Source organism: Colwellia sp., assembly GCF_013214175.1.
GTDB lineage: Bacteria > Pseudomonadota > Gammaproteobacteria > Enterobacterales > Alteromonadaceae > Colwellia.
Window position 1 is genome coordinate 95,301 of the sequence record NZ_JABSPA010000011.1, and the last position, 21,080, is coordinate 116,380.

Annotated in this window: 18 protein-coding genes and 1 tRNA gene; all 19 read right to left on the minus strand. The window is 39.5% G+C overall.

Features of this window, described 5'->3' with window-relative positions:
* Positions 1-36: 36 nt before the first annotated feature.
* Entirely contained in the window at positions 37-2,703 is a 2,667-nt protein-coding gene (pepN, locus tag HRT55_RS19685) for an aminopeptidase N (RefSeq protein ID WP_291624025.1), read from the minus strand.
* Positions 2,704-2,736: 33 nt separating this feature from the next.
* Positions 2,737-4,218, minus strand: a complete 1,482-nt coding sequence (nhaC, locus tag HRT55_RS19690) for a Na+/H+ antiporter NhaC (RefSeq protein ID WP_291624027.1) — start codon at positions 4,216-4,218, stop codon at positions 2,737-2,739.
* A gap of 112 nt (positions 4,219-4,330) precedes the next feature.
* Positions 4,331-6,376, minus strand: a complete 2,046-nt coding sequence (gene prc / locus HRT55_RS19695) for a carboxy terminal-processing peptidase (protein ID WP_291624029.1) — start codon at positions 6,374-6,376, stop codon at positions 4,331-4,333.
* An 85-nt stretch (positions 6,377-6,461) separates the two neighbouring features.
* A complete protein-coding gene (gene proQ / locus HRT55_RS19700; RefSeq protein WP_291624031.1) occupies positions 6,462-7,121 on the minus strand; it encodes an RNA chaperone ProQ in 660 nt (219 codons plus the stop codon).
* A gap of 113 nt (positions 7,122-7,234) precedes the next feature.
* Entirely contained in the window at positions 7,235-7,522 is a 288-nt protein-coding gene (locus HRT55_RS19705) for a hypothetical protein (RefSeq protein WP_291611993.1), read from the minus strand.
* A 38-nt stretch (positions 7,523-7,560) separates the two neighbouring features.
* Entirely contained in the window at positions 7,561-8,043 is a 483-nt protein-coding gene (locus HRT55_RS19710) for a GAF domain-containing protein (RefSeq protein WP_291624033.1), read from the minus strand.
* 116 nt (positions 8,044-8,159) lie between these two features.
* Positions 8,160-9,002, minus strand: coding sequence for an SIMPL domain-containing protein (locus tag HRT55_RS19715; protein WP_291624035.1), 843 nt, complete (start codon positions 9,000-9,002; stop codon positions 8,160-8,162).
* 53 nt (positions 9,003-9,055) lie between these two features.
* Complete coding sequence (locus HRT55_RS19720) at positions 9,056-9,742, minus strand: DUF2057 family protein (RefSeq protein ID WP_291624037.1); 687 nt, start codon at positions 9,740-9,742, stop codon at positions 9,056-9,058.
* A 380-nt stretch (positions 9,743-10,122) separates the two neighbouring features.
* Positions 10,123-11,319, minus strand: coding sequence for a 2-methylaconitate cis-trans isomerase PrpF (gene prpF / locus HRT55_RS19725; protein WP_291624039.1), 1,197 nt, complete (start codon positions 11,317-11,319; stop codon positions 10,123-10,125).
* Positions 11,320-11,520: 201 nt separating this feature from the next.
* Positions 11,521-14,139: a Fe/S-dependent 2-methylisocitrate dehydratase AcnD gene (gene acnD / locus HRT55_RS19730; RefSeq protein ID WP_291624041.1), complete on the minus strand. Its 2,619-nt coding sequence runs from the start codon at positions 14,137-14,139 to the stop codon at positions 11,521-11,523.
* Between the two features lie 174 nt (positions 14,140-14,313).
* On the minus strand, positions 14,314-15,438 hold the full coding sequence (prpC, locus tag HRT55_RS19735; protein WP_291624042.1) for a 2-methylcitrate synthase: 1,125 nt from the start codon (positions 15,436-15,438) through the stop codon (positions 14,314-14,316).
* Positions 15,439-15,596: 158 nt separating this feature from the next.
* Positions 15,597-16,502 carry a methylisocitrate lyase gene (gene prpB, locus HRT55_RS19740; RefSeq protein WP_291624043.1) on the minus strand — a complete coding sequence of 302 codons (906 nt, stop codon included), beginning with the start codon at positions 16,500-16,502 and terminating at the stop codon, positions 15,597-15,599.
* A 10-nt stretch (positions 16,503-16,512) separates the two neighbouring features.
* Positions 16,513-17,208: a GntR family transcriptional regulator gene (locus tag HRT55_RS19745; protein ID WP_291624044.1), complete on the minus strand. Its 696-nt coding sequence runs from the start codon at positions 17,206-17,208 to the stop codon at positions 16,513-16,515.
* Positions 17,209-17,852: 644 nt separating this feature from the next.
* The gene (locus HRT55_RS19750) at positions 17,853-18,392 is read right to left on the minus strand and encodes a DUF924 family protein (protein WP_291624045.1); all 540 of its coding nucleotides are present in this window, start codon (positions 18,390-18,392) and stop codon (positions 17,853-17,855) included.
* A gap of 38 nt (positions 18,393-18,430) precedes the next feature.
* On the minus strand, positions 18,431-18,715 hold the full coding sequence (locus tag HRT55_RS19755; RefSeq protein ID WP_291624046.1) for a hypothetical protein: 285 nt from the start codon (positions 18,713-18,715) through the stop codon (positions 18,431-18,433).
* 137 nt (positions 18,716-18,852) lie between these two features.
* Positions 18,853-19,248, minus strand: coding sequence for a VOC family protein (locus tag HRT55_RS19760; RefSeq protein WP_291624047.1), 396 nt, complete (start codon positions 19,246-19,248; stop codon positions 18,853-18,855).
* 2 nt (positions 19,249-19,250) lie between these two features.
* Positions 19,251-20,171, minus strand: coding sequence for a patatin-like phospholipase family protein (locus HRT55_RS19765; protein ID WP_291624048.1), 921 nt, complete (start codon positions 20,169-20,171; stop codon positions 19,251-19,253).
* A gap of 64 nt (positions 20,172-20,235) precedes the next feature.
* Complete coding sequence (locus tag HRT55_RS19770; RefSeq protein WP_291624049.1) at positions 20,236-20,655, minus strand: GFA family protein; 420 nt, start codon at positions 20,653-20,655, stop codon at positions 20,236-20,238.
* 355 nt (positions 20,656-21,010) lie between these two features.
* A tRNA-Glu gene (locus HRT55_RS19775) sits at positions 21,011-21,080 on the minus strand.

The window sequence follows — 21,080 nt, forward strand, 5'->3', positions numbered from 1 at the left end:
GCTACTATACAGTGATAGTCTTAGATTTCAGATTGCTTAGTCATTTAACGCAGCATCAAGTTTTTCTTTTAAGTCATTTGATAACTTAGGCAATGATTGTAATTTAACTAGCTCTGCCCTCATTAATTTTTGATGGTTTGGTGCAAAACTTTTAAATTGAATGAGCGGCGTGATCAGTCTTGAAGCAACTTGCGGATTAATTTCATTTAATTTTGCAATTTGCTCGGCTAAAAATTGATAACCTCGTCCAGTCGGACAATGAAAATACTTAGGGTTATTCATCGCAAAAGCACCAATTAAAGATCGAGCTCGATTTGGATTTTTTAAACTAAATTGTGGATGGGTCAATAAGTTATCAAGTTGCACAAAAATATCTTTGCTGACAACACCGGCATTTAAAGCAAACCATTTATCCATCACTAAAGTCGTTTGTTGCCACTTATGTTCAAAGTGTTGTAGCTGCTTATGCAAGTCGGTTAAGTTATGCTTTGCTGAGCAGGTTAACGCAGCCAAACTATCGGTCATATTCTCTTGTAGAATGTCATCATTATCGGTAGCTTGCTGATATTGCTGTGTTACCAAATATTGATATTCAGGTAAAAGACTTAGGAACGATAAACAAACATTTTTTAATGCGCGATTAGCAACCCTATTGTATGACGACTTATTTGGTGATTTATTTGCTAAATCATCTGCTGACTGTTGTTGTGGCTCTAACTGCTGGCATGCTTGATAGCTAGTAAGCAATTCTTGCTGACTGCTTTGGGCAATAAACAGTGACAATGCCGTTATAGCACTGGTAAGCGCCATGGGATCAACATCTATCATCAAACTAGCCACTTCATCAAAACTAGGTAGTAGTAATTGCTCTGCAATGAATGCTCGATCACCCTCACCCGTTAATAGCTCATTGATGGCGGTGATTAACTCATTGGGGATAACATAATCAGGATCAAAGGTTAATTGTTGTATATAGGACATTAACAATTTCTGCCCTGCGTCCCAGCGACAAAAGCTATTATTAGCTTGCTTGATAATGGTCAGTAAACTGGCATCATCTTGTTGAAAAACCAGTTTAACCGGCGCGCTAAAATCGCTAAGCATGGCTAAAGTCGGTTTACTGTTAAAACCACTGAACTGCCAAGTTTGCTCTGTTTGGGTTAATTCCAATAACTCACTTTGAGTCGCATTGTCATTATTTTCACTGATCAATTCAATTTTAATAGGTATATGCAATTCTTGCGGCTCCGGCTGACTCTTAGTTACCGGTGATTGCTGAGCTAGGGTTAAACTGTAGACCTTGGTTTTTGGATCATAGCTTTCTGCTACTTTGATGACCGGTGTGCCCGACTGGCTATACCATAACTTAAATTGAGATAAATCTTTACCACTAGCATCGCTCATCGCATTGATAAAATCATCACAGGTAACAGCCATACCATCAAAACGAGAAAAGTATAAATCCATGCCCTTTCTAAAGTTAGCAACACCAATTAACGTATGTAACATGCGAATAACTTCTGAGCCCTTTTCATAAACAGTTAGGGTGTAAAAGTTATTCATTTCCACTACTTTTTCAGGTCGTATTGGATGCGCCATAGGACCGGCATCCTCAGCAAACTGCTGTGAACGTAACACTCGTACATTTTGAATACGAGTCACTGCACTTGAGTGCATTTGCGCACTAAACTGTTGATCCCTAAAAACCGTTAAGCCTTCTTTTAGACTCAGTTGGAACCAATCCCGACAAGTAACACGATTCCCGGTCCAGTTATGGAAATATTCATGAGCAATAACAGCTTCAATATTAAAATAATCTGTATCTGTCGCACATTGGCTATCTGCCAAAACATATTTGGAATTAAAAACATTTAAGCCTTTGTTTTCCATCGCGCCCATATTGAAAAAATCTACCGCGACAATCATGTATATGTCTAAGTCATATTCAAGACCAAAAGTTTCTTCATCCCAAGCCATGGATTTTTGTAATGACACCATGGCATGCTCAGCTTTGGCCAAGTTGCCTTTATCAACAAATATTTCTAAGGCAACTTCACGACCTGACGACGTAGTGAAATTATCTTCAAGTAAGTCAAAGTCTCCTGCAACCAAGGCAAATAAATAACAAGGTTTTGGGTATGGGTCGTGCCAAGTGACAAAGTGTTTATTATCCGCTAATTCGCCTGCCGCTACTTTATTACCATTGGATAATAAATAAGGGTACAGGGCTTTGTTAGCGATTACTTTAGTCGTAAACGTCGCCATTACATCAGGTCGATCAAGATAATAGGTAATGCGGCGAAAACCTTCGGCTTCACATTGAGTACAAAAGGCATCACCCGACTTAAATAGTCCTTCTAATGAAGTGTTTTCTTGCGGGTTAACCTCTGTGGTAATAGTCAGAGTAAACTCATTACTCTCCGGTAATCTACTTGCCGGAATGGTCAGTAAAGTATCACTGAGCTGATAATGATCTTTACTCAAGGCCTGGTTATCAAGCACTAATGATACTAGCGTCAACTGCTCACCGTTTAACTGTAAGCTTTTCTGGCTATCACCCTGTCGCACTATGGTCAGCTCGCTAACAACCTGGCTACAGCTATCATTCAAGCTAATAGTTAAGTTTACTGTCTTAATCGTAAAGTCAGCTGGACGGTAGTCCGCTAAAAATCTTGGTGCTGTGTCTGCTAAAGTAGATGACATAGTAGAGCCTTACTTTGGGAATGAAAATGGCAATTAAGCCGTCTCTTTTTGACTAACGGTTGCGCTTACTTTTGTCGATAGCGTTTTAATATTAAAACCAATAAAGCCATAGATAACCGCCAAAATAGGGTTAATCCAGTTAAAGAAACAGTAATAAATATAGTCTAATGGATTCACTAAAAGCACACCTGACATGTAAACTGCACAGGTATTCCATGGAATAAGCGGTGAAGTAATGGTACCTGAATCTTCTAGAGTACGACTCAATACAAGTGGATCTAATCCTCTGCGCTTGTATTCTTCTTTATACATACGACCTGGCATTACTATAGCCATGTATTGATCAGCGGTTAATAAGTTAGTACCGATACAAGTTGCTACTGTACTCGCTATCAGGCTACCCGTTGTTTTAGCTGATGCTAAAATTACGTCAACAAACTTTTTCAACATACCTAAGTGCTCTAAAACCGCGCCAAAACTAAGCGCACACATAATTAACCAAACAGTATTTAACATGCTCGACATGCCGCCACCGCTAAGTAAATCATTCAATTCACTGTTTCCTGTTTCAATACTAACGCCATCAAAAAATGCCGTCCAAACCACCATTATATTGGCGGTTATGACGTTAGTTTCACCATTAGCCAAGCGTAATATGAGATCTTGTTGAAAGATTACCGCCCATAAACCACCAACCAAAGCACCAATAGCAACAGCTGGGAATGCCGGTACTTTTTTAATAGCTAAAACAAGTAACACCAATAACGGCACTAAGTTAAATAAAGATAAGTTGAACTGCTCGGCAAGTTGGCTACTTAATAAATCAATTGATGCGTTGTTAGTACTCGTTGTCTCGGTAAAACCTAAAAAGAGAAACAGTATTAATGCTGTAGCGATAGACGGCATAGTAGTCCAAAACATATATCGAATATGAGCAAATAACTCACTACCAGCAATTGCAGGCGCTAAGTTGGTGGTCTCTGATAAAGGCGATACTTTGTCGCCAAAGTAGGCACCTGAAATGACAGCACCCGCAGTGATGGCAGGAGATAAACCTAAACCTTGCGCTATACCAATTAATGCTACACCGATTGTTGCCGCTGTTGTCCATGAACTACCTATGCTCATGGCAACAACAGCACACATTACACACGCCGCCGCATAAAACCAAGCAGGATCAAGAATCATCAAACCATAATAAATCATGGTAGGTACTGTGCCTGATAATAACCAAGTACCAATAAGAGAGCCAACGGCGAACAAAATTAACACTGCACCTAACGATAAGGAAATACCCTTAACAATAGCTTGTTCAAGATCATGCCAAGCATGACCATTTTTTATGCCAATAACAACGGCAACACCCATAGCAATAAGCAAGGCAATTTGATTTGGACCATACGATGAATTATCACCAAAGTAACTTACCGCTAGGGTCAGTAAGGTAACCAAGGTAATAACGGGAATAAAAGCATCTAACATGCTCGCTTGTTTAATTGGCTTTAACTCTGACATTAAATATAAACCTTCTCTTATTATAGTTATATGTAGGCAATTGAATAAATTGGCTTAGTCGTAATGAATAACAAAGCCGCCTCTATGGGCGGCTTTGCTTTAATTTTGTAGATTATTTTTTAGCTATTTTACCTAGGGAGATAAAGTCGAAGGTGATACGTGCCGCCTCATCTAAAAACGGGTCAAGATCATCTAGTTCATCAGATAAATCATCTAAGTTGGTGATTTTATCTTTGCCTAATAAGGCTAGTTGCTCGTTAACACGAACAAGACGTTTGCTTTTACGCGTTTCACGTTCAGCTTTGCGGGTAGCAAGATTTAATGAAATGGTTTTATCATCTTTTTCTGCTTGGTAGATACTAATATCTTCAAGTAGGTAATTAAACTCAGGGTTCTCTTTAATTCGCTGCTGATACAATGAAGTTAAATAGTCGATATCGGTATTTAATTCATTCAACGGTGTATATTTTGCTTTTTGAATTTGATCCCAAGGCAAAGCATTTTCTTCTTTACTCTCACCCCAGTCTTCTGGGTCTATAGCAGTAGGAAATGCTATATCAGGTAAAACACCACGATGCTGTGTACTACCGCCATTGATACGATAGAATTTTGCGATGGTATATTGAATGCTGCCTAATGGTTTTTCGTATAAGTCATAAACTCGACCTAAACCACGGTGTTGTTGAACGGTACCTTTACCAAAAGTATGCTCACCAATAATAACACCACGACCGTAATCTTGAATGGCAGCAGAGAATATTTCAGAAGCAGATGCACTGTAGCGGTCAACCATAACAGTTAATGGCCCATCAAAATAACTGACGCCATCTCTATCACTTTGTACTTGAATACGGTTGGCACCATCTCTAATTTGAACTACGGGACCTTTATCAATAAACAAACCCGTTAATAAAGTCGCTTCGGGTAATGAGCCGCCGCCATTGCCACGCAAGTCAACTATTATTCCCTCAACGCCTTTCTCTTTAAGCGTGGCAATTTCTTTTTTAACATCTTTAGACAAGTTGTTATAAAAACTTGGAATAGTGATAACGCCCAATTTTTTGCTGTCAGCATCTTTTGGATTTTCTAAATAAACTTCAGACTTTGCCGCTCTGTCTTCTAGCTTAATGATATCGCGAACAATAGAGACAACCTTGATATTCGCTTCGTCATCCCCTGATAATATTTGTAAGCGTACCGTGGTACCCTTTGAACCTTTGATTAACTCGACCACATCATCCAAACGCCAGCCAATGACATCTTCAAAGTCTTTTTCACCTTGAGCAACACCAACAATTTTATCTTTTGCTTTTAACTGCTTGGATTTATCCGCTGGGCCGCCGGTAACAATACGGTGAATAACGGTATAATCTTCAATTGAACGCAGCTCGGCACCTATGCCCTCAAGAGATAAATTCATATCAACTTGAAAACGTTCCGCATTGCGAGGTGATAAATAAGACGTATGAGGTTCAACGACACGAGCAAAACTATTCATCAATAGCTGAAAAGCATCTTCACTTTCACTCTGCTTTAAACGTTTTATCGCATAGTTATAGCGTTTAGTTAACACTTCCTTGATTTTTGGCCATTTTTTCTTGGTTAATGTCAGGTTTAACACATCTGACTTCACCTTTAAACGCCACAATTCATCCAAGTCAGCTTCACTTGCCGGCCATGGCGCCTTTTCACGATCAAAAGAATAAACTTCCTCTTTGGTGAAATCGAAAGGGCTTTTATCCCCTTTAACCGCCAATAAACTAAGCGCATATTCGTAACGTTCTAAACGTCTTTGCATATTTAAATTATAAATATCATAAGCTACGTCTAATTTGCCACGGGTCAAAACTAAGTCGAACTCTGAACGGTGTTTTTGAAAGCCATCAATATCGGTTGCTAAGAAAACATTACGAGCATAATCGAGTTGTTTAATATAGCGGTCGAATACTTCACCTGACAAGGCATCGTCAATGGTAACTTTCTTATAGTGTGCACGGGTAAATCGTGCCGTAATGCGCTTGCTTGCTGTAGCATGCTGAGATTCAGGCATGAGTACAGGGAGTTCTTCCGGTGTATGCGGCTTCTCAAAAGCGATTGCGCTAACTGACAAACCTAACGATAAAGATACGGCGAGTGCGATACGACAAAATTTTTGCATGCATTAACTTCCTATTCAAATTCTATATGACTTGGCAATTTTACTAAGCCCGCCGCCACGTTAACAGTGACGACTTTTGTACTTTTTATAAGTAGATATTTTTTAGTTGCGTCTTAATAACCATACCAGAGTCAAGTTGCACACTGATATCTTTACCAGATATTTCAGTGATAGTAGCTTTCATTGGTGTATTACCTAGTTGCACTCTAACGTTACCACCTACTTTGATTGTAGCTGATTCAACAGGTTTAAGTGGTGCAGCTTCTTTTTTAGCAACAGGTTTGCTTGAAGACTTAACCGATTTAAATTTAGCTGAATCACGCTTTTTATCAGCGGGTTTATTACTACCTGCTGATGAGCTTTGCTTACCTTTATAAGGTTTTTTTCCATCGCTGTCTGCCGCTTTTTTGTTACCAAACTTTTCTTGGCTTTCTTTAAGCGTTTTGCTGGCGTAAGCTGCTTGCTCTTCATCAATTTCAGCAACTTCATTACCATCAACATCAACACGAGAAGTGCCAACCTTGATGATTTTTAGGTAACGCCAACTGCTGGTGTAATGTCTAAGCGCTTGACGTAAACGTGTTTTACTAACCGTTTCATCATCTTTAAGCTGTTCTGCTAGGTCTTGGAATATACCAATTTTTAGCGGTTTAACAGGACCTTTAATTGAAAAACACCCTGGGAATTTTTCAGTTAAATAAGCAATAATATCTTTTGTACTTGTACGTTTAATTTCAGTTTCCATAACTACACTTTTTTTTTACAATTTAATTGATTTAAGCTGACTTTACTTTTAAACAAGAGTCACTCTATGTAAGAGCACTCTAGCAAGAATATAGCGCCAAGGGTTATCTTTCTTTATTCTTCAGATTGGAGATGTTGCTCAGGATTCTCAAGCACATTTTTACACCAATCATATATATCGTCTGTTTCTATATCAGCTATCACTTCTTGGCCTATCCAGGTATCCCAAATAAGGTCCAATAACTGCTCTAAAACTTCCGTATCTATATCTTCATCCGCTAAGTCGTACATTGTATGATAAAACTCATTCATACGCTCAGCAACTTCTTCTTCTTGACCATCCCAGTCGCCAACAACTTCTTGGCTAACTAGATAATCATGAATGACCACAAATTCTTTCATTCAAACTTCACTTTTCTGTTTTAAACTTTCGGTATGACTTATGCTTTAATATCATTCTGAGCCGCTATGTTTTGCTCAAATACTTTAACAATCGAGCGAATGCCTTGTTCATCTTGCTCATCAAAGCGGCCAAACGCTGTGCTATCAATATCTAAAATAGCAACCACTTTACCGGCAACTTTTACAGGAACAACCAGTTCGGCATTGCTACTGGCATCACAGGCAATATGGCCATCAAATTTATGAACATCTGCAATACGCTGTACGTCTCCTGTTGAAACACATGTGCCACAAACACCTTTCCCTACTGGAATGCGAATGCAAGCGACCTTACCTTGAAAAGGGCCAAGGACTAACTCATCATCGATAAGACGATAAAATCCAACCCAATTGACTTCAGTCAAACGTTCAAAGAGTAAGGCACTAATATTTGCCATATTAGCAATAATATCAGATTCATTGGTTATTAGCGCTTTAGTTTGCCCTAATAGCTCATGATAAAGTTCAGCTTGGTTACTCATTAAAAGGTACCGTTGAAGAAAGCTATATTAAAAAGCGCTAACATACCTAAAAACACGCGGTAATTAAAGCTTTTATCGAACAATTAGCCAACTATTGCCAGTTAATCGTTCATTTTTCAATCTTTAAGGCTAAATTTCACCAAAACACGGGCCGTAATGGTTTGGCTACCGATTAATGAAGTATGACCTCGAGGGCTTGCATCACTCATCATTGCTTCAGCATACATAGGTTGATAATGATTACTTGATACTTCTTTCACTAAGAGCAATTTACCTAAACCACGCTCTGCTTGTTTGGCCATTCGCTGTGCTTTTTGCTGTGCGTGACTAATAGCGTCTAATAAAGCTTGCTGATAATACTCGTCTCTTGCTGTTACATTCATCGATAGCGATGAAATACGGCTGACATTTATTTTAATAATTTGCGCTAAGAAACTATCGTAATCGGCTACTTGGTCGAATTTCACCGTAATTTGACGACTTAATTCAAATAATGGCTGTTTATGAGTATTAACACTATTCGCTTGTTGGTTAATACTTTGACCATCGATATAAACACTGCCTTGCCTTTTATGTAATTCGACGCCCTGCACTTGAATTGATGGCCTTTCAGTGACAATACGTAAATTAACCCGTGCAGAAGAAATATTACTCTCTTTTATCGCTAAGCTTTTAGCGGCATTGACTACTGAGTTACTTTTTTTATCCACTAACGCTTTTAATTTACTTGGCACTCGACCACGTTCAGTAATAGTTAAGGTTAGTGAAAATTGATCAGGGATAACCACGACACTGCCTTGGCCCGTCACCTCAATGCCAACTTCTTCAACAGCAAAAGCCTGGCTTGGCAACAACAAACACATGAACAAAGTAAAATAAGACGGTAGCCCTTTTAGTGCCGGTAAATGACTTGTTAGCAAATGACTTTTTGGTAAACAGATAAAAGATAATAAATTCATCTTGGCTCCTTAAATTAAGCGGTAAAAAAGAGATTATTGAACAGGGAGTCGCCCTATTCTAATGACTTGGTTTTTTTTATAAAATCAATAAAACTGGATTTTTCAGTATTGCTGGCCTTTTGCCACCAGTATTTAAGCATGGGCACAGCATTAAGATTTTCGATAACTTTATTATTGAAAACTTGTTCGTTTGTAGTGACATTGATTGCTGTGTTATTACTCTGCGTGGTAACAACTGGCTCTGACAACGTAGTAATCACCTTGGTTACCTGTTTAGCTAACTTATAGTCACTTAACGTTTCTAACACCAAAACTACTTCTTGTTTTTTTTCATCAAGCAATATCACTTCCGGTGCATTAGCAAAGCGCTCGGCTGCGGCTAAGTCACGAATGTTACTGGTCGATAAAAATAGTGTCTGCTGCTCATCAAGGGTAAATTTAACAACAAAATAATCGGATGTAACTAACCTTTCTTCGGCAAAATCTAAGTCTTCAAAAACATCTTTGTATTTAACAACTAAAGTATGTTCGCCTTGCGTTATGTTAAAGGTTTGCTTTTTTGACAAGAAACCGTGCTCAACGGCTTTATCATCAACATCGCGTAATATCAGATTATCAGCAAGGGTTAGCGTTGTAGCACTCACTTTAAAGGTAAGGATACTGCATAACAATACGCTGGCAATAAGGTAAGTTACCAGTTTTGCGTTCAATAAAGGTGTACGAGTGGTAATGTCAGACAAGCTTGGCTCTCTTATGACGATAATAAGTAATGACTCTTTATAAACTGCCTAGCGAATAATTAAAAGTAAAAAGATGTGATTAAGTTAGACATTTACTCAGTGCCATGGTTATTATCGAGTTAAGTTAAAAGGTAACGAGCAAACATGGATGGCAAGAAACTCGACATTAGCAAACCTATTGATTACACCCAAGACTTTGATTTATTTTCACTAGCCATGGGCGCTGAATTTAAGTTCTAACTCTTGCCGTTAGTATAAAATGTAAACACAAAAAAGCGCAGCAATAGCTGCGCTTTTTTATTGCCCCGAAGTAAAAAAATCACTAATTTTAGCTAGCAGTTAACTTAATCACTCACTTCTCGATTTAGTTTAACTTTTGGCTAAGATGCAGGCACCCTCACCCAACCTTCCATCAATACCCGAGCACTTCGGCTCATAATGACTTTTTTTACTGTCCATTTATCATTATCTAATAATGCTTCTGCGCCTACTTTCAAAGTACCCGATGGATGACCAAAAGTGACCGACCCTGCAGCTTCTCCAGCAGTATTACCGGTAGCAAGAGCGACTAAAGTTCCTGGGATAGCCGCAGCAGTGCCTATAGCTACCGCCGCAGTACCCATCATCGCATGATGCAATTTCCCCATTGATAAGGCACGCACATGTAAATCTATATCAGTAGATGATACTGATTTACCACTGGAAGTAACATAGTCTTGCGCAGGAGCAACAAAAGCTACTTTTGGCGTATGTTGGCGTGTTTTAGCCTCAGAAATATCACTAATCAAGCCTATTTTAACCGCGCCATAGGCACGAATAGTTTCAAATCGCTCGAGTGCTTTTTCATCGCCGTTAATAGCTTCTTGTAGCTCTGTACCGGTATAACCAAGGTCAGCCGCATTTAAGAATATGGTAGGAATGCCAGCACTGATCATGGTCACTGTAAAGGTGCCAACTCCTGGCACCTCGAGCTCATCTACAACATTTCCTGTTGGGAACATTGCCTCCGAAGGATCGACAGGAGAAATAAATTCAACCGGCACTTCCGCGGCAGGGAAAGTCACACCATCGAGCTCAAAGTCACCGGTTTCTTGTACTTCACCGTTACTGATAGGAACATGAGCAATAATGGTTTTACTGATATTTTCCTGCCAAATACGAACCGTACAGACACCATTATCAGGGATACGGCTTGCAGCAACCAAACCTGAATTTATCGCAAAAGAGCCTACAGCCGCAGTTAAGTTACCACAATTACCTGACCAATCGACAAAGGGTTTATCTATAGCCACTTGGCCAAATAAATAATCAACATCGTGATCAGCAACATCACTTTTAGCTAAGATGACTGTTTTACTGGTGCTTGACGTTGCTCCGCCCATACCATCGGTTTGTTTACCGTAAGGATCTGGACTACCAATGACGCGCAATAACAACGCATCACGAGCACTGCCAGCGACCTGACAATCTTTTGGTAAATCCGTTAAATTAAAAAATACACCTTTTGATGTACCACCACGCATATAAGTTGCTGGGATTTTTATCTGTGGCGTATGTACTTGAGGAACATGAGACATTATTCTTCCCTTTTGCTTTCATAAAAATGGCACATTGTCTTTTAGATCAATGTGCCACTGTAATATGTAAATTATTTGATTAATTTTCATTTTAGAAACTTGATAGTTTGACTTAAAACAAAGCGAAAGCACGGAGCTTGGTTTACCAAGTGAGTACTTTCAATGCAGTTATTAGTCAAAATAGCTGTTTATACATGAAAATTAGGCATTAGATTTAAGAAAATCATTGGCAAACTTTTGTAATACCCCGCCGCCATCGTAAACGGTAACTTCTTCCGCTGTATCTAAACGACACTTCACCGGAATTTCAACAATTTCACCATTTTTTCGTGTCATTATAACCGTCATCTCTGCACCTGGAGATGTCTTACCAACAACATCATAGGTCTCACTGCCGTCAATATGATAAGTATGACGTGTTTCACCGTTAGTAAATTCTAAAGGTAATACACCCATACCGACTAAGTTAGTGCGGTGAATACGTTCGAAACCTTCAGAAACGATGACTTCAACACCAGCTAAACGAACACCTTTTGCCGCCCAGTCACGTGAAGAGCCTTGACCGTAGTCAGCACCGGCAATAATAATTAATGGTTGCTTGCGTTCCATGTAAGTTTCAATGGCTTCCCACATGCGTGATTCAGTTCCTTCAGGCTCTATACGAGTGAGAGAGCCTTGCTTCACATTGCCGTTTTCATCACGACACATCTCATTGAACAATTTAGGGTTAGCAAACGTTGCACGCTGAGTTGTCTCATGATCGCCCCTGTGGGTGGCATATGAATTAAAGTCCTCTTCAGGTAAACCCATTTTAGCTAAGTAAGCACCCGCAGCACTGTTTAACTGAATAGCATTGGATGGTGATAAATGATCTGTGGTAATGTTATCGCCAAGCACGGCTAACGGGCGCATGCCTTTCATGGTACGTTCAGCCGCTAAAGCACCTTCCCAATATGGCGGACGACGAATATAAGTACTGGTTTCATCCCAATCGTATAATGGACTTTCTGCCGGTTCAAACGCTCCTAAATCAAACATGGGTGCATAAATTTTCTTGAATTGCTCAGGCTTGACACATGAAGCGACGATTGCATCGATTTCTTCATCCGATGGCCAAATGTCTTTCAAGGTAATGTCGTTGCCTTTTTGATCTTGACCTAAGATGTCTCTTTCAATATCAAAACGCATGGTACCAGCAATGGCATAAGCAACCACTAATGGCGGCGATGCTAAGAATGCTTGTTTAGCGTGTGGATGAATACGACCATCAAAGTTACGGTTACCAGATAAAACGGCAGTAGAGTATAAATCGCGGTCAATAATTTCTTGCTGTATTTTAGGGTCTAACGCGCCGCTCATACCGTTACAAGTAGTACAGGCGTAACCGACTATACCAAAACCTAATTTTTCCATTTCAGAGAGCAGCCCTGCTTCTTCTAAATACAGTTTCGCTACTTTAGAACCCGGGGCAAATGACGATTTAACCCAGGGCTTACGTACTAAACCTAATTCATTAGCGCGTTTAGCCACAAGACCAGCAGCAACAACGTTACGTGGATTTGAGGTGTTAGTACATGAGGTAATAGCAGCAATAATTACCGCGCCATCAGGCATTTGCCCCTTTGCTTCTTGTGCTTTACAAGCATCCAAATTTTTCGCTATGTCTTTCGACACTAAATCAGCTGTTGCTAAACGACGATGCGGATTAGAAGGCCCAGCTAAGTTACGACATACGGTTGATAAATCAAATTCGATAACGCGCGGATAATGCGCCTCAACGAGATCATCAGCCCAAAGGCCGGTGTGTTTAGCGTAAGTTTCCACAAGCTTTACTTGCTCTGGTTCACGACCAGTGATTTTCAAGTAATCAATGGTTTGTTCATCGATGTAGAACATACCTGCTGATGCACCGTATTCCGGTGTCATGTTTGAGATAGTTGCGCGATCACCAATTGTTAAGTTTTTAGTGCCTTCACCAAAAAATTCTAAGTAAGCAGATACCACTTTTTGACTGCGTAAAAACTCGGTGATTGCTAAGACCATGTCCGTAGCAGTAATACCAGGTTGACGCTTGCCCGTTAACTTAACACCAATAATATCAGGTAAACGCATCATAGAAGGTCGACCAAGCATAACCGTTTCAGCTTCTAGGCCGCCAACACCAATAGCAATAACCCCGAGGCAATCTATATGTGGTGTATGAGAGTCGGTACCAACACAAGTATCAGGGAAAGCAACACCGTCACGCGCTTGAATAACTGGTGACATTTTTTCTAAGTTTATTTGATGCATGATACCGTTACCGGCCGGAATTACATCAACGTTTTTAAAGGCCGTTTTGGTCCATTCAATAAAGTGAAAACGCTGTTCATTACGACGGTCTTCAATAGCACGATTTTTATCAAAAGCTTTTGGATCAGATCCCGGCGCTTCGACAGCTAATGAATGGTCGACAATTAATTGGGTCGGTACTACGGGGTTTACTTTTGATGGGTCGCCACCTTGTTCAGCAATAGCGTCACGAAGGCCAGCCAAATCAACTAAGGCGGTTTGACCTAAAATATCATGACAAACAACACGAGCTGGATACCAAGGAAAATCAAGGTCTTGCTTAACTTCAATAATTTGCTTTAACGAATCGGTCAGTGTCGCAGGGTCGCACCTACGTACTAATTGCTCTGCCAGTACACGTGAGGTATAAGGTAATTTAGCATATGAGCCTGGTTTAATGGCTTCGATAGCTTCACGGGTATCAAAAAAATCTATAGTAGCGCCCTTATTTTTATAGCCAGGCAAGGGTTTTCGGTATTGGTAATTCATAAGTTAATCCAGGAAACTCTAACAAATAATGGTTTAATATCTTCAGTTTATTAAATATTTAAAATGCATAATCAGACGACGGAATTTGCCACTAATTCAAGGAAGAAAATATGAACATATAAGTATATGTGACTATTTTCTGACGATGAAGTAGTAGCAAATAACAAGTCTCTCCTATCGCTCAGAAATAGGACGAACAGTACGTGGTTCAGAGCCAGTGTAATCCGCACTTGGTCGGATTATACGGTTGTTTGAACGCTGTTCCATAACGTGCGCTGCCCAACCGGTTAACCGTGAACAAACAAAAATAGGGGTAAATAATTTTGTCGGGATACCCATATAATTATAGGTTGAGGCATGGAAGAAATCAGCATTACAGAATAATTTTTTGGTATCCCACATGTATTCTTCACAAGCAACTGAAATATCATAAAGTGATGTGTCACCATTTTGTTTGGCGAGTTTTTCAGACCAAGCTTTAATGATGACATTACGTGGATCGCTAGTGCGGTAAATTGCATGGCCAAAACCCATAATCTTTTCTTTGCGCGCTAACATGCCCGCCATTTGCTCTTTCGCATCACTCGGTGAACTAAAGCCCTGAATCATATCCATCGCTGCTTCATTAGCGCCACCATGCAGTGGTCCACGTAAAGTGCCAATAGCAGCAGTAATACAAGAGAACATATCAGATAAGGTTGAAGCACAAACACGAGCAGTGAATGTTGAGGCATTAAATTCATGCTCAGCATAAAGAATGAGAGATACATCCATTACACGCTGATGTTGCTCTGAAGGACTTTCTCCGTTTAATAAACGTAAAAAGTGCCCGGCAAGAGAAGTCTCGGAAGACTGACAATCAATTTCTACACCATCATGGCTGTATTTGTACCAATAACACATGATTGCTGGAAAAGCGGCTAATAAACGATTTGCTGCGTTATTTTGCTCGGTAAAATCACTTTCTGGCTCTAAGTTACCTAAAAAAGAACACCCCGTACGCATAACATCCATTGGGTGGACATCTTTAGGAATAAGCTTTAATACTGCTTTTAAAGCCGCGGGTAAATCACGCATCCCCATCAATTCAGCTTTATATGTTGCTAACTCTTTTTCATTAGGTAGTTCACCATTAAAGAGCAAATAGGCAACTTCTTCAAAGGTAGAGTTTTCGGCTAAATCAGCAATATCATAACCACAATAGGTTAAGCCTGAGCCTGATTTTCCTACCGTACATAACGCTGTTTCACCAGCACTTTGACCACGTAATCCTGCGCCACTCATTTTTTTATCACTCATGATTCTTTCCTCATATTCTTAAAATTAAATGTTCGAATTATTTTTGAATTATTCTTAAAATTAATTTTCTAAGTCATTGCCCTAATTCAATTTCGATACTTATATTTATTATTAGATTTCTTATTCAGTTACTTGTTGTTGCCTTCAGCACCCTTTACCTATTTATTCTTACCTTCGGCAAAAAGGGAATCAAGCTTTTGTTCATAATCGTGATAACCAAGGTAGTCATATAAATCCATGCGTGTTTGCATGTTGTCTATTTCTGCCTTTTGATCGCCATCGGCTAGTAATGTTTTATAAACTGATTCAGCAGCTTTATTCATGGCACGAAAAGCGGATAATGGGTAAAGCACCATGGCACAGCCCCACTCAGCTAATTGTGCTTTATTCCACAGCTCTGTTTGACCAAATTCAGTGATATTAGCCAGTACAGGTACATCAAGGGCTTCAGTAAAAGCACGGTAATGCTCTTCAGTTTTAATGGCTTCAGCAAAAATACCATCGGCACCTGCAACAACATAAGCTTTAGCACGTTCAATGGCAGCTTCTAGGCCTTCTTGTGCAAAAGAGTCTGTACGCGCCATAATAAAGAAGTCACTATCTATACGGGCATCGACAGCGGCTTTAATACGATCAACCATTTCTTGCGTTGATACAATTTCTTTATTTGGGCGATGTCCACAACGTTTTTGCGCAACCTGATCTTCAAGATGAACCGCAGCTGCTCCGGATTTTTCCATATCACGAATAGTTTTAGCAATATTAAACGCGCCGCCCCAGCCAGTATCAATGTCAACTAATAAAGGTAAACTTGATGCAGCTGTAATACGTTGTACATCAGCAATAACATCATTAAGTGATGTCATACCTAGATCTGGTAAACCGTAAGAAGCATTAGCCACACCACCACCGGATAAGTAAATAGCCTGGTGGCCAAGTTGCTCAGCCATCATGGCGCAATACGCATTAATCGTACCGACCACTTGCAAGGGTTTATTATTTTCTAGGGCAAGACGAAATTTTTTACCCGGTGAAATATTATTTGTTGATACGTTTGCTGACATCTTAGATCTCCTATGATTCTTGCTCTGCTTGTTGCAGGGCAATTTTATTTTCAATGTTTTTACGTGAAGCGGCAATATGACGGCGCATTAATAGCTCGGCTAGTTCACCATCTCTATCACTGATTGCTTGAATAATATTTGAGTGTTCAGTAAATGCACGAGTAGCCCTTGGGCTATGCATACCAAATTGACAACGGTACATACGCACTAAATGATACAACTGACCACAAATAAGGTTGATCAACTGCTGATTGTGGCTGCCAAGAATAACTTTATAGTGAAAATCAACATCGCCTTCTTCTTGGTAGTAAGCCACACCATCTTGCAGTGCTTTATCGCCGGCATGTTGAGCAAGCATATCTTGCATATGCGCTATCTCTTCATCGGTCATGTTTAGGGCCGCTTGCCTACACGCCATGCCTTCAAGTGCTTCTCGGGTAATATAGAGTTCAAGTAAACCTTCGATAGTACAATCAACGACGCGTGAGCCAACATTGGCTTTACGTTCAATAAGGTGGCATTTCTCCAGTCGATTTAATGCTTCACGTAAAGTAGAGCGACTTATTTCATAGCGTCTAGCAAGCTCAGGCTCGCTTATTTTGCTACCTGCGGCCATATCCCCTTCAACAATGGCATGTTGCAACTGTTCAAAAACTTTATCGGCTGTGGTTACTGCTGCTTGTTTTGTTGGGTTTTGTAAAAGCATATTGTCTCATTTAAGCTTATTAATACTTTTTCATCCTTTATCAAACAATGCAACATTGTCGACAAAGATAATTACTTAAGACAATAATAACTTAAATAATAGATTATTCAAGTGAATAAAACCACAATTGTCGACAATAACCGGCAATTAGCAGCATAAACTGTAAATTATTATGACCTGGGCTATCTGAAGATTATGAGTAAAACTAAGGAAGGAATAAGTTAATGAATGAAATTGAAGTAAATCACCTGGATAAATTAAGCGTTTAAATCCCGTGCAAAGTGAAAAACCGAACTGTGCTTGCTCTAGTTGAGCAGCACAAATGAGTAATATCAATGAAAAGTAATTACATATATACCCGATCCACCTGCAGGTGCTTGTTTCAGGAAACTTGAGTGAATCAAAATCAAGGCACATTTTTTTGTTAAGGGTCATTCCCTTAAAAACAAATGTTACGACGAGTATGTTTTGCTCAGGCTTCCCCTAAGGGCTGGTTTATAAACGCTTTATGCTACGTTATTGATTTCGACAAGGGAACAACCATTATCTTCAATCTATGCCTTGCCTAAAAGCGTTTATAATTCCAGCTGAATCCTGCTCCTTCAAGTGGAACGGGTATAGTTAAACAATTTACATTAACCGCTTTAAAATGAAGAATTAGGTTGGCTTAAAAAAGCAAGTTCTTCAGCCGTCGACTGTCGGTTTAAAATACTATTTCTGTGCGGATAGCGACCAAACCGTTCAATAATTTCTTTATGTTTTATTTCAAACTCAACATTGCTATCGATGCCATTAGCCTGATAAAGCGCTAGTGCTTTTTCGTGGATGACTAATGACTCACTGTGCATAAAAGGCATATATAAAAAGCTTTTCTCTACTGGTTTGAGGGCTTTATCGGTACCGGCCGCAATGGCTTCTTGCGCAAGTACTAAAGCAATACCATCGCAGGCAAAGGCTTGGGGCGTATCTCGATACATATTTCGGGAAAATTGGTCTAAAACAATGATTTCAGCCAACCTTCCATGTGCTGTTTCTCGCCAAGGTGCTAATTCACAGTGTTTTGCTGCATTATGAATACTAAGAAATTTTTCCGTTATGGAATTGTCAAAAGCACTATCTTTAACCCACCAATTAGCAGGTTCTATTTCTTTAAACCAAAAATTGAGCACTTCTTGATAGCTCATCTAAATATCCTTTTTTATTTATTTTACTATTAGAGGGGTTATGAACACTTAATTGTTTTTTCTGCAAAGTGGTAAGTATTATATACTGCCACATAGACCCCAGAAACGATAGCCGAGGTAGGGACTGTTATTACTGCTAATATCTCGTCATTCCAGGCATAAAAACTATTATCATTTTCAAGTAAATTCACAAACTTCAAAATTTTTTTATCCGTTGATAAGCCACACTTGTATTTTGCGGTAAAGTCTTTTTCTGGAATGACTACACAGCCTGATGTAGTCAATATAACGACAATCATTAGTATCACTAAATTCTTAATCATAACCATCCTTGTTTTTTTGTACTAACGTTTTACCTGTGAAGTGTGCCTGTTAACCATGCATACTTAACTTATTTGAATTAAGTATGCATGGTTAACAGGCACACTTAACTTATTTGAATTAAGTTATTTGACTTAATTTATTTGAAATAGCTTTGCTGATATAGCTCTAACGGTAAACCATCAGGATCACTAAAGAAAGTAAATTTTTTACCAGTATATTCATCCACTCTTATCGGCTCAACGTCAATACCTAAACCAGTTAAATACTGACAAACCTGTTCGACACTCTCAACATTAAAGGCTAAATGCCTAAGTCCTTGAGCTTCTGGAAAGCTTGGCCGGTTAGGAGAATTAGGAAAAGAAAAAAGCTCTATTTGTGTGCCATCAGGCAAGGCTAAATCAAGTTTATAAGAATCACGTGCTGCTCGATAATTTTCAGCTAGCACTTTTAAGCCTAAGATACGGGTATAAAAGTCTTTCGATTTTTGATAATCGGAGCAGATGATTGCTACATGATGCATGCCATTTAACATAATTACTTTTCCTTAACACTCGGGTTTGATATCGCAATATCATTAGTAACTAAAGATGACAGACTTTTTTGGGCGGTATCGTAACCTAGTTTGATCATTTCATCTGCTCGATGAAACTCTAAGGTACCGCAGGCATTACGCGCTATTTCGACAAAATGATCGGCCGGGTATGCCGCCAACTTTTGCCGAGCAATGGTGCTTTGCATCGCATCGAACGCCTGGTTAGCAATATCGTAGGCGCCCCATTCGTTGGCATTATGTTTCACAATCTTATTTTTAAAGCGCGCTAAGAAGTTACTTACTTTACTTGTTGGCTGATTGGTAATAACAGCGGTATCTTTATCAGCAGTGTTTACGGTTTTGACGCTACCACCTAAGTTTACCGCGATAGAGTAATCCGTATGATCGCTAAATATTGGCGCAATAGGAACAGGATTCAGTACACCGCCATCAATAAGATCTACGCCCTTGTAATGAAATGGGGTAAAAAATAGCGGCAAAGAAATAGAGGCCCTAATAGCATCGAATAAACTGCCAGAGCTTAGCCACACTTCTTTTTCATTAGCTATATCAGCAGCAACGGCGGTATATTTTATCGGCAGATCTTCAATTGCGATATCACCCACTAACTCGGTGAGCGTAGCAATTATTTTGTCACCTTTAACGAGACCATTTTTTTGCCAAGATAAATCAAGTAAAGTTAAGATATCAATTTTATTGATGTCCCTAACCCATTTTTCAAAAACATCAAGTTTACCCGCAGCATATATGCCGCCAATCAAAGCACCCATAGAGCAGCCAGAAATAGAGACAATGTCAAAGCCCTGCTCTTCTAACCAATGAATAACACCAATATGGGCTAGCCCTCTTGCACCACCACTGCCTAACACCAGTGAAATAGAAATTTTTTTCTGCTCAGTCATAACTAACCCCTTCGATTTTAACTTTACACCACAAACACCAAGTCACCATTAAGCTGGTAAATAATTAAAAAGGCTGCTTTTCATGACAGGGTAAATCTGTTGGTAAGGTAAACCATGCTTGTTTTTCACTGGTCCAAATATGCATACTTGGCTGAATTACCTGGGTATCTTCTAAAGTACTTGGTTTTAATTTTATTTTATCAGGATCATCTGGATTAAAATGATAGATGCGGTTACCACAACGAGGGCAAAATTTAGCGCCATTAGTATTGCCATTGTCAGCCCGCCGACTCCACTCATGCATTTCCCCGGTAAATTCTATATCGGTAGTATTTACCACGGCGGTGATGCTGAACGCACTCGTTGAAAGCTTTTGACATTGTCGGCAATGACAAGCCGCGATCATCAGTGGCGGTGCTAACAACTGATACGTCACTTGTCCACATTGACAAGCCCCTTTGATCGGATAGTTAATTTTGCTCATATTATGTCCTTATAGTGTATCAATGAGGTTTACCTCAATTTGAGTTAATACAAGTTCCATTAAGTTAGTGATCTTGTTGTGCACATGAATAATATTTCAGGGTATGGCGCTCGATTGAACAATAGCTAGCTATTGGGATTGAGAGCAACGCCGCCTTGGTAAATTTTAACCAGCACAAGTGGGCAATAATTTAGTGGAATTGGTATAACACTATAAAGTTAAAAGTAAACTCTGCCAATAATAATGTGCTCACTAACTTTACTACTAAATAAAAGGCAAAAAAAAACCCACGTAATATTTACATATTACGTGGGTTTTCTCATATAGTTCACTGTACTTTTAAAGAAAAATAAAGTGGCATCCCTAAGGGGATTCGAACCCCTGTTACCGCCGTGAAAGGGCGGTGTCCTAGGCCTCTAGACGAT

Bases quoted from the DNA above. Each gene is read 5' to 3' on its own strand.
- pepN (WP_291624025.1), bottom strand. From the start codon at position 2,703: ATGTCATCTACTTTAGCAGACACAGCACCAAGATTTTTAGCGGACTAC.
- nhaC (WP_291624027.1), bottom strand. From the start codon at position 4,218: ATGTCAGAGTTAAAGCCAATTAAACAAGCGAGCATGTTAGATGCTTTT.
- prc (WP_291624029.1), bottom strand. From the start codon at position 6,376: ATGCAAAAATTTTGTCGTATCGCACTCGCCGTATCTTTATCGTTAGGT.
- proQ (WP_291624031.1), bottom strand. From the start codon at position 7,121: ATGGAAACTGAAATTAAACGTACAAGTACAAAAGATATTATTGCTTAT.
- HRT55_RS19705 (WP_291611993.1), bottom strand. From the start codon at position 7,522: ATGAAAGAATTTGTGGTCATTCATGATTATCTAGTTAGCCAAGAAGTT.
- HRT55_RS19710 (WP_291624033.1), bottom strand. From the start codon at position 8,043: ATGAGTAACCAAGCTGAACTTTATCATGAGCTATTAGGGCAAACTAAA.
- HRT55_RS19715 (WP_291624035.1), bottom strand. From the start codon at position 9,002: ATGAATTTATTATCTTTTATCTGTTTACCAAAAAGTCATTTGCTAACA.
- prpF (WP_291624039.1), bottom strand. From the start codon at position 11,319: ATGTCTCATGTTCCTCAAGTACATACGCCACAGATAAAAATCCCAGCA.
- acnD (WP_291624041.1), bottom strand. From the start codon at position 14,139: ATGAATTACCAATACCGAAAACCCTTGCCTGGCTATAAAAATAAGGGC.
- prpC (WP_291624042.1), bottom strand. From the start codon at position 15,438: ATGAGTGATAAAAAAATGAGTGGCGCAGGATTACGTGGTCAAAGTGCT.
- prpB (WP_291624043.1), bottom strand. From the start codon at position 16,502: ATGTCAGCAAACGTATCAACAAATAATATTTCACCGGGTAAAAAATTT.
- HRT55_RS19745 (WP_291624044.1), bottom strand. From the start codon at position 17,208: ATGCTTTTACAAAACCCAACAAAACAAGCAGCAGTAACCACAGCCGAT.
- HRT55_RS19750 (WP_291624045.1), bottom strand. From the start codon at position 18,392: ATGAGCTATCAAGAAGTGCTCAATTTTTGGTTTAAAGAAATAGAACCT.
- HRT55_RS19755 (WP_291624046.1), bottom strand. From the start codon at position 18,715: ATGATTAAGAATTTAGTGATACTAATGATTGTCGTTATATTGACTACA.
- HRT55_RS19760 (WP_291624047.1), bottom strand. From the start codon at position 19,248: ATGTTAAATGGCATGCATCATGTAGCAATCATCTGCTCCGATTATCAA.
- HRT55_RS19765 (WP_291624048.1), bottom strand. From the start codon at position 20,171: ATGACTGAGCAGAAAAAAATTTCTATTTCACTGGTGTTAGGCAGTGGT.
- HRT55_RS19770 (WP_291624049.1), bottom strand. From the start codon at position 20,655: ATGAGCAAAATTAACTATCCGATCAAAGGGGCTTGTCAATGTGGACAA.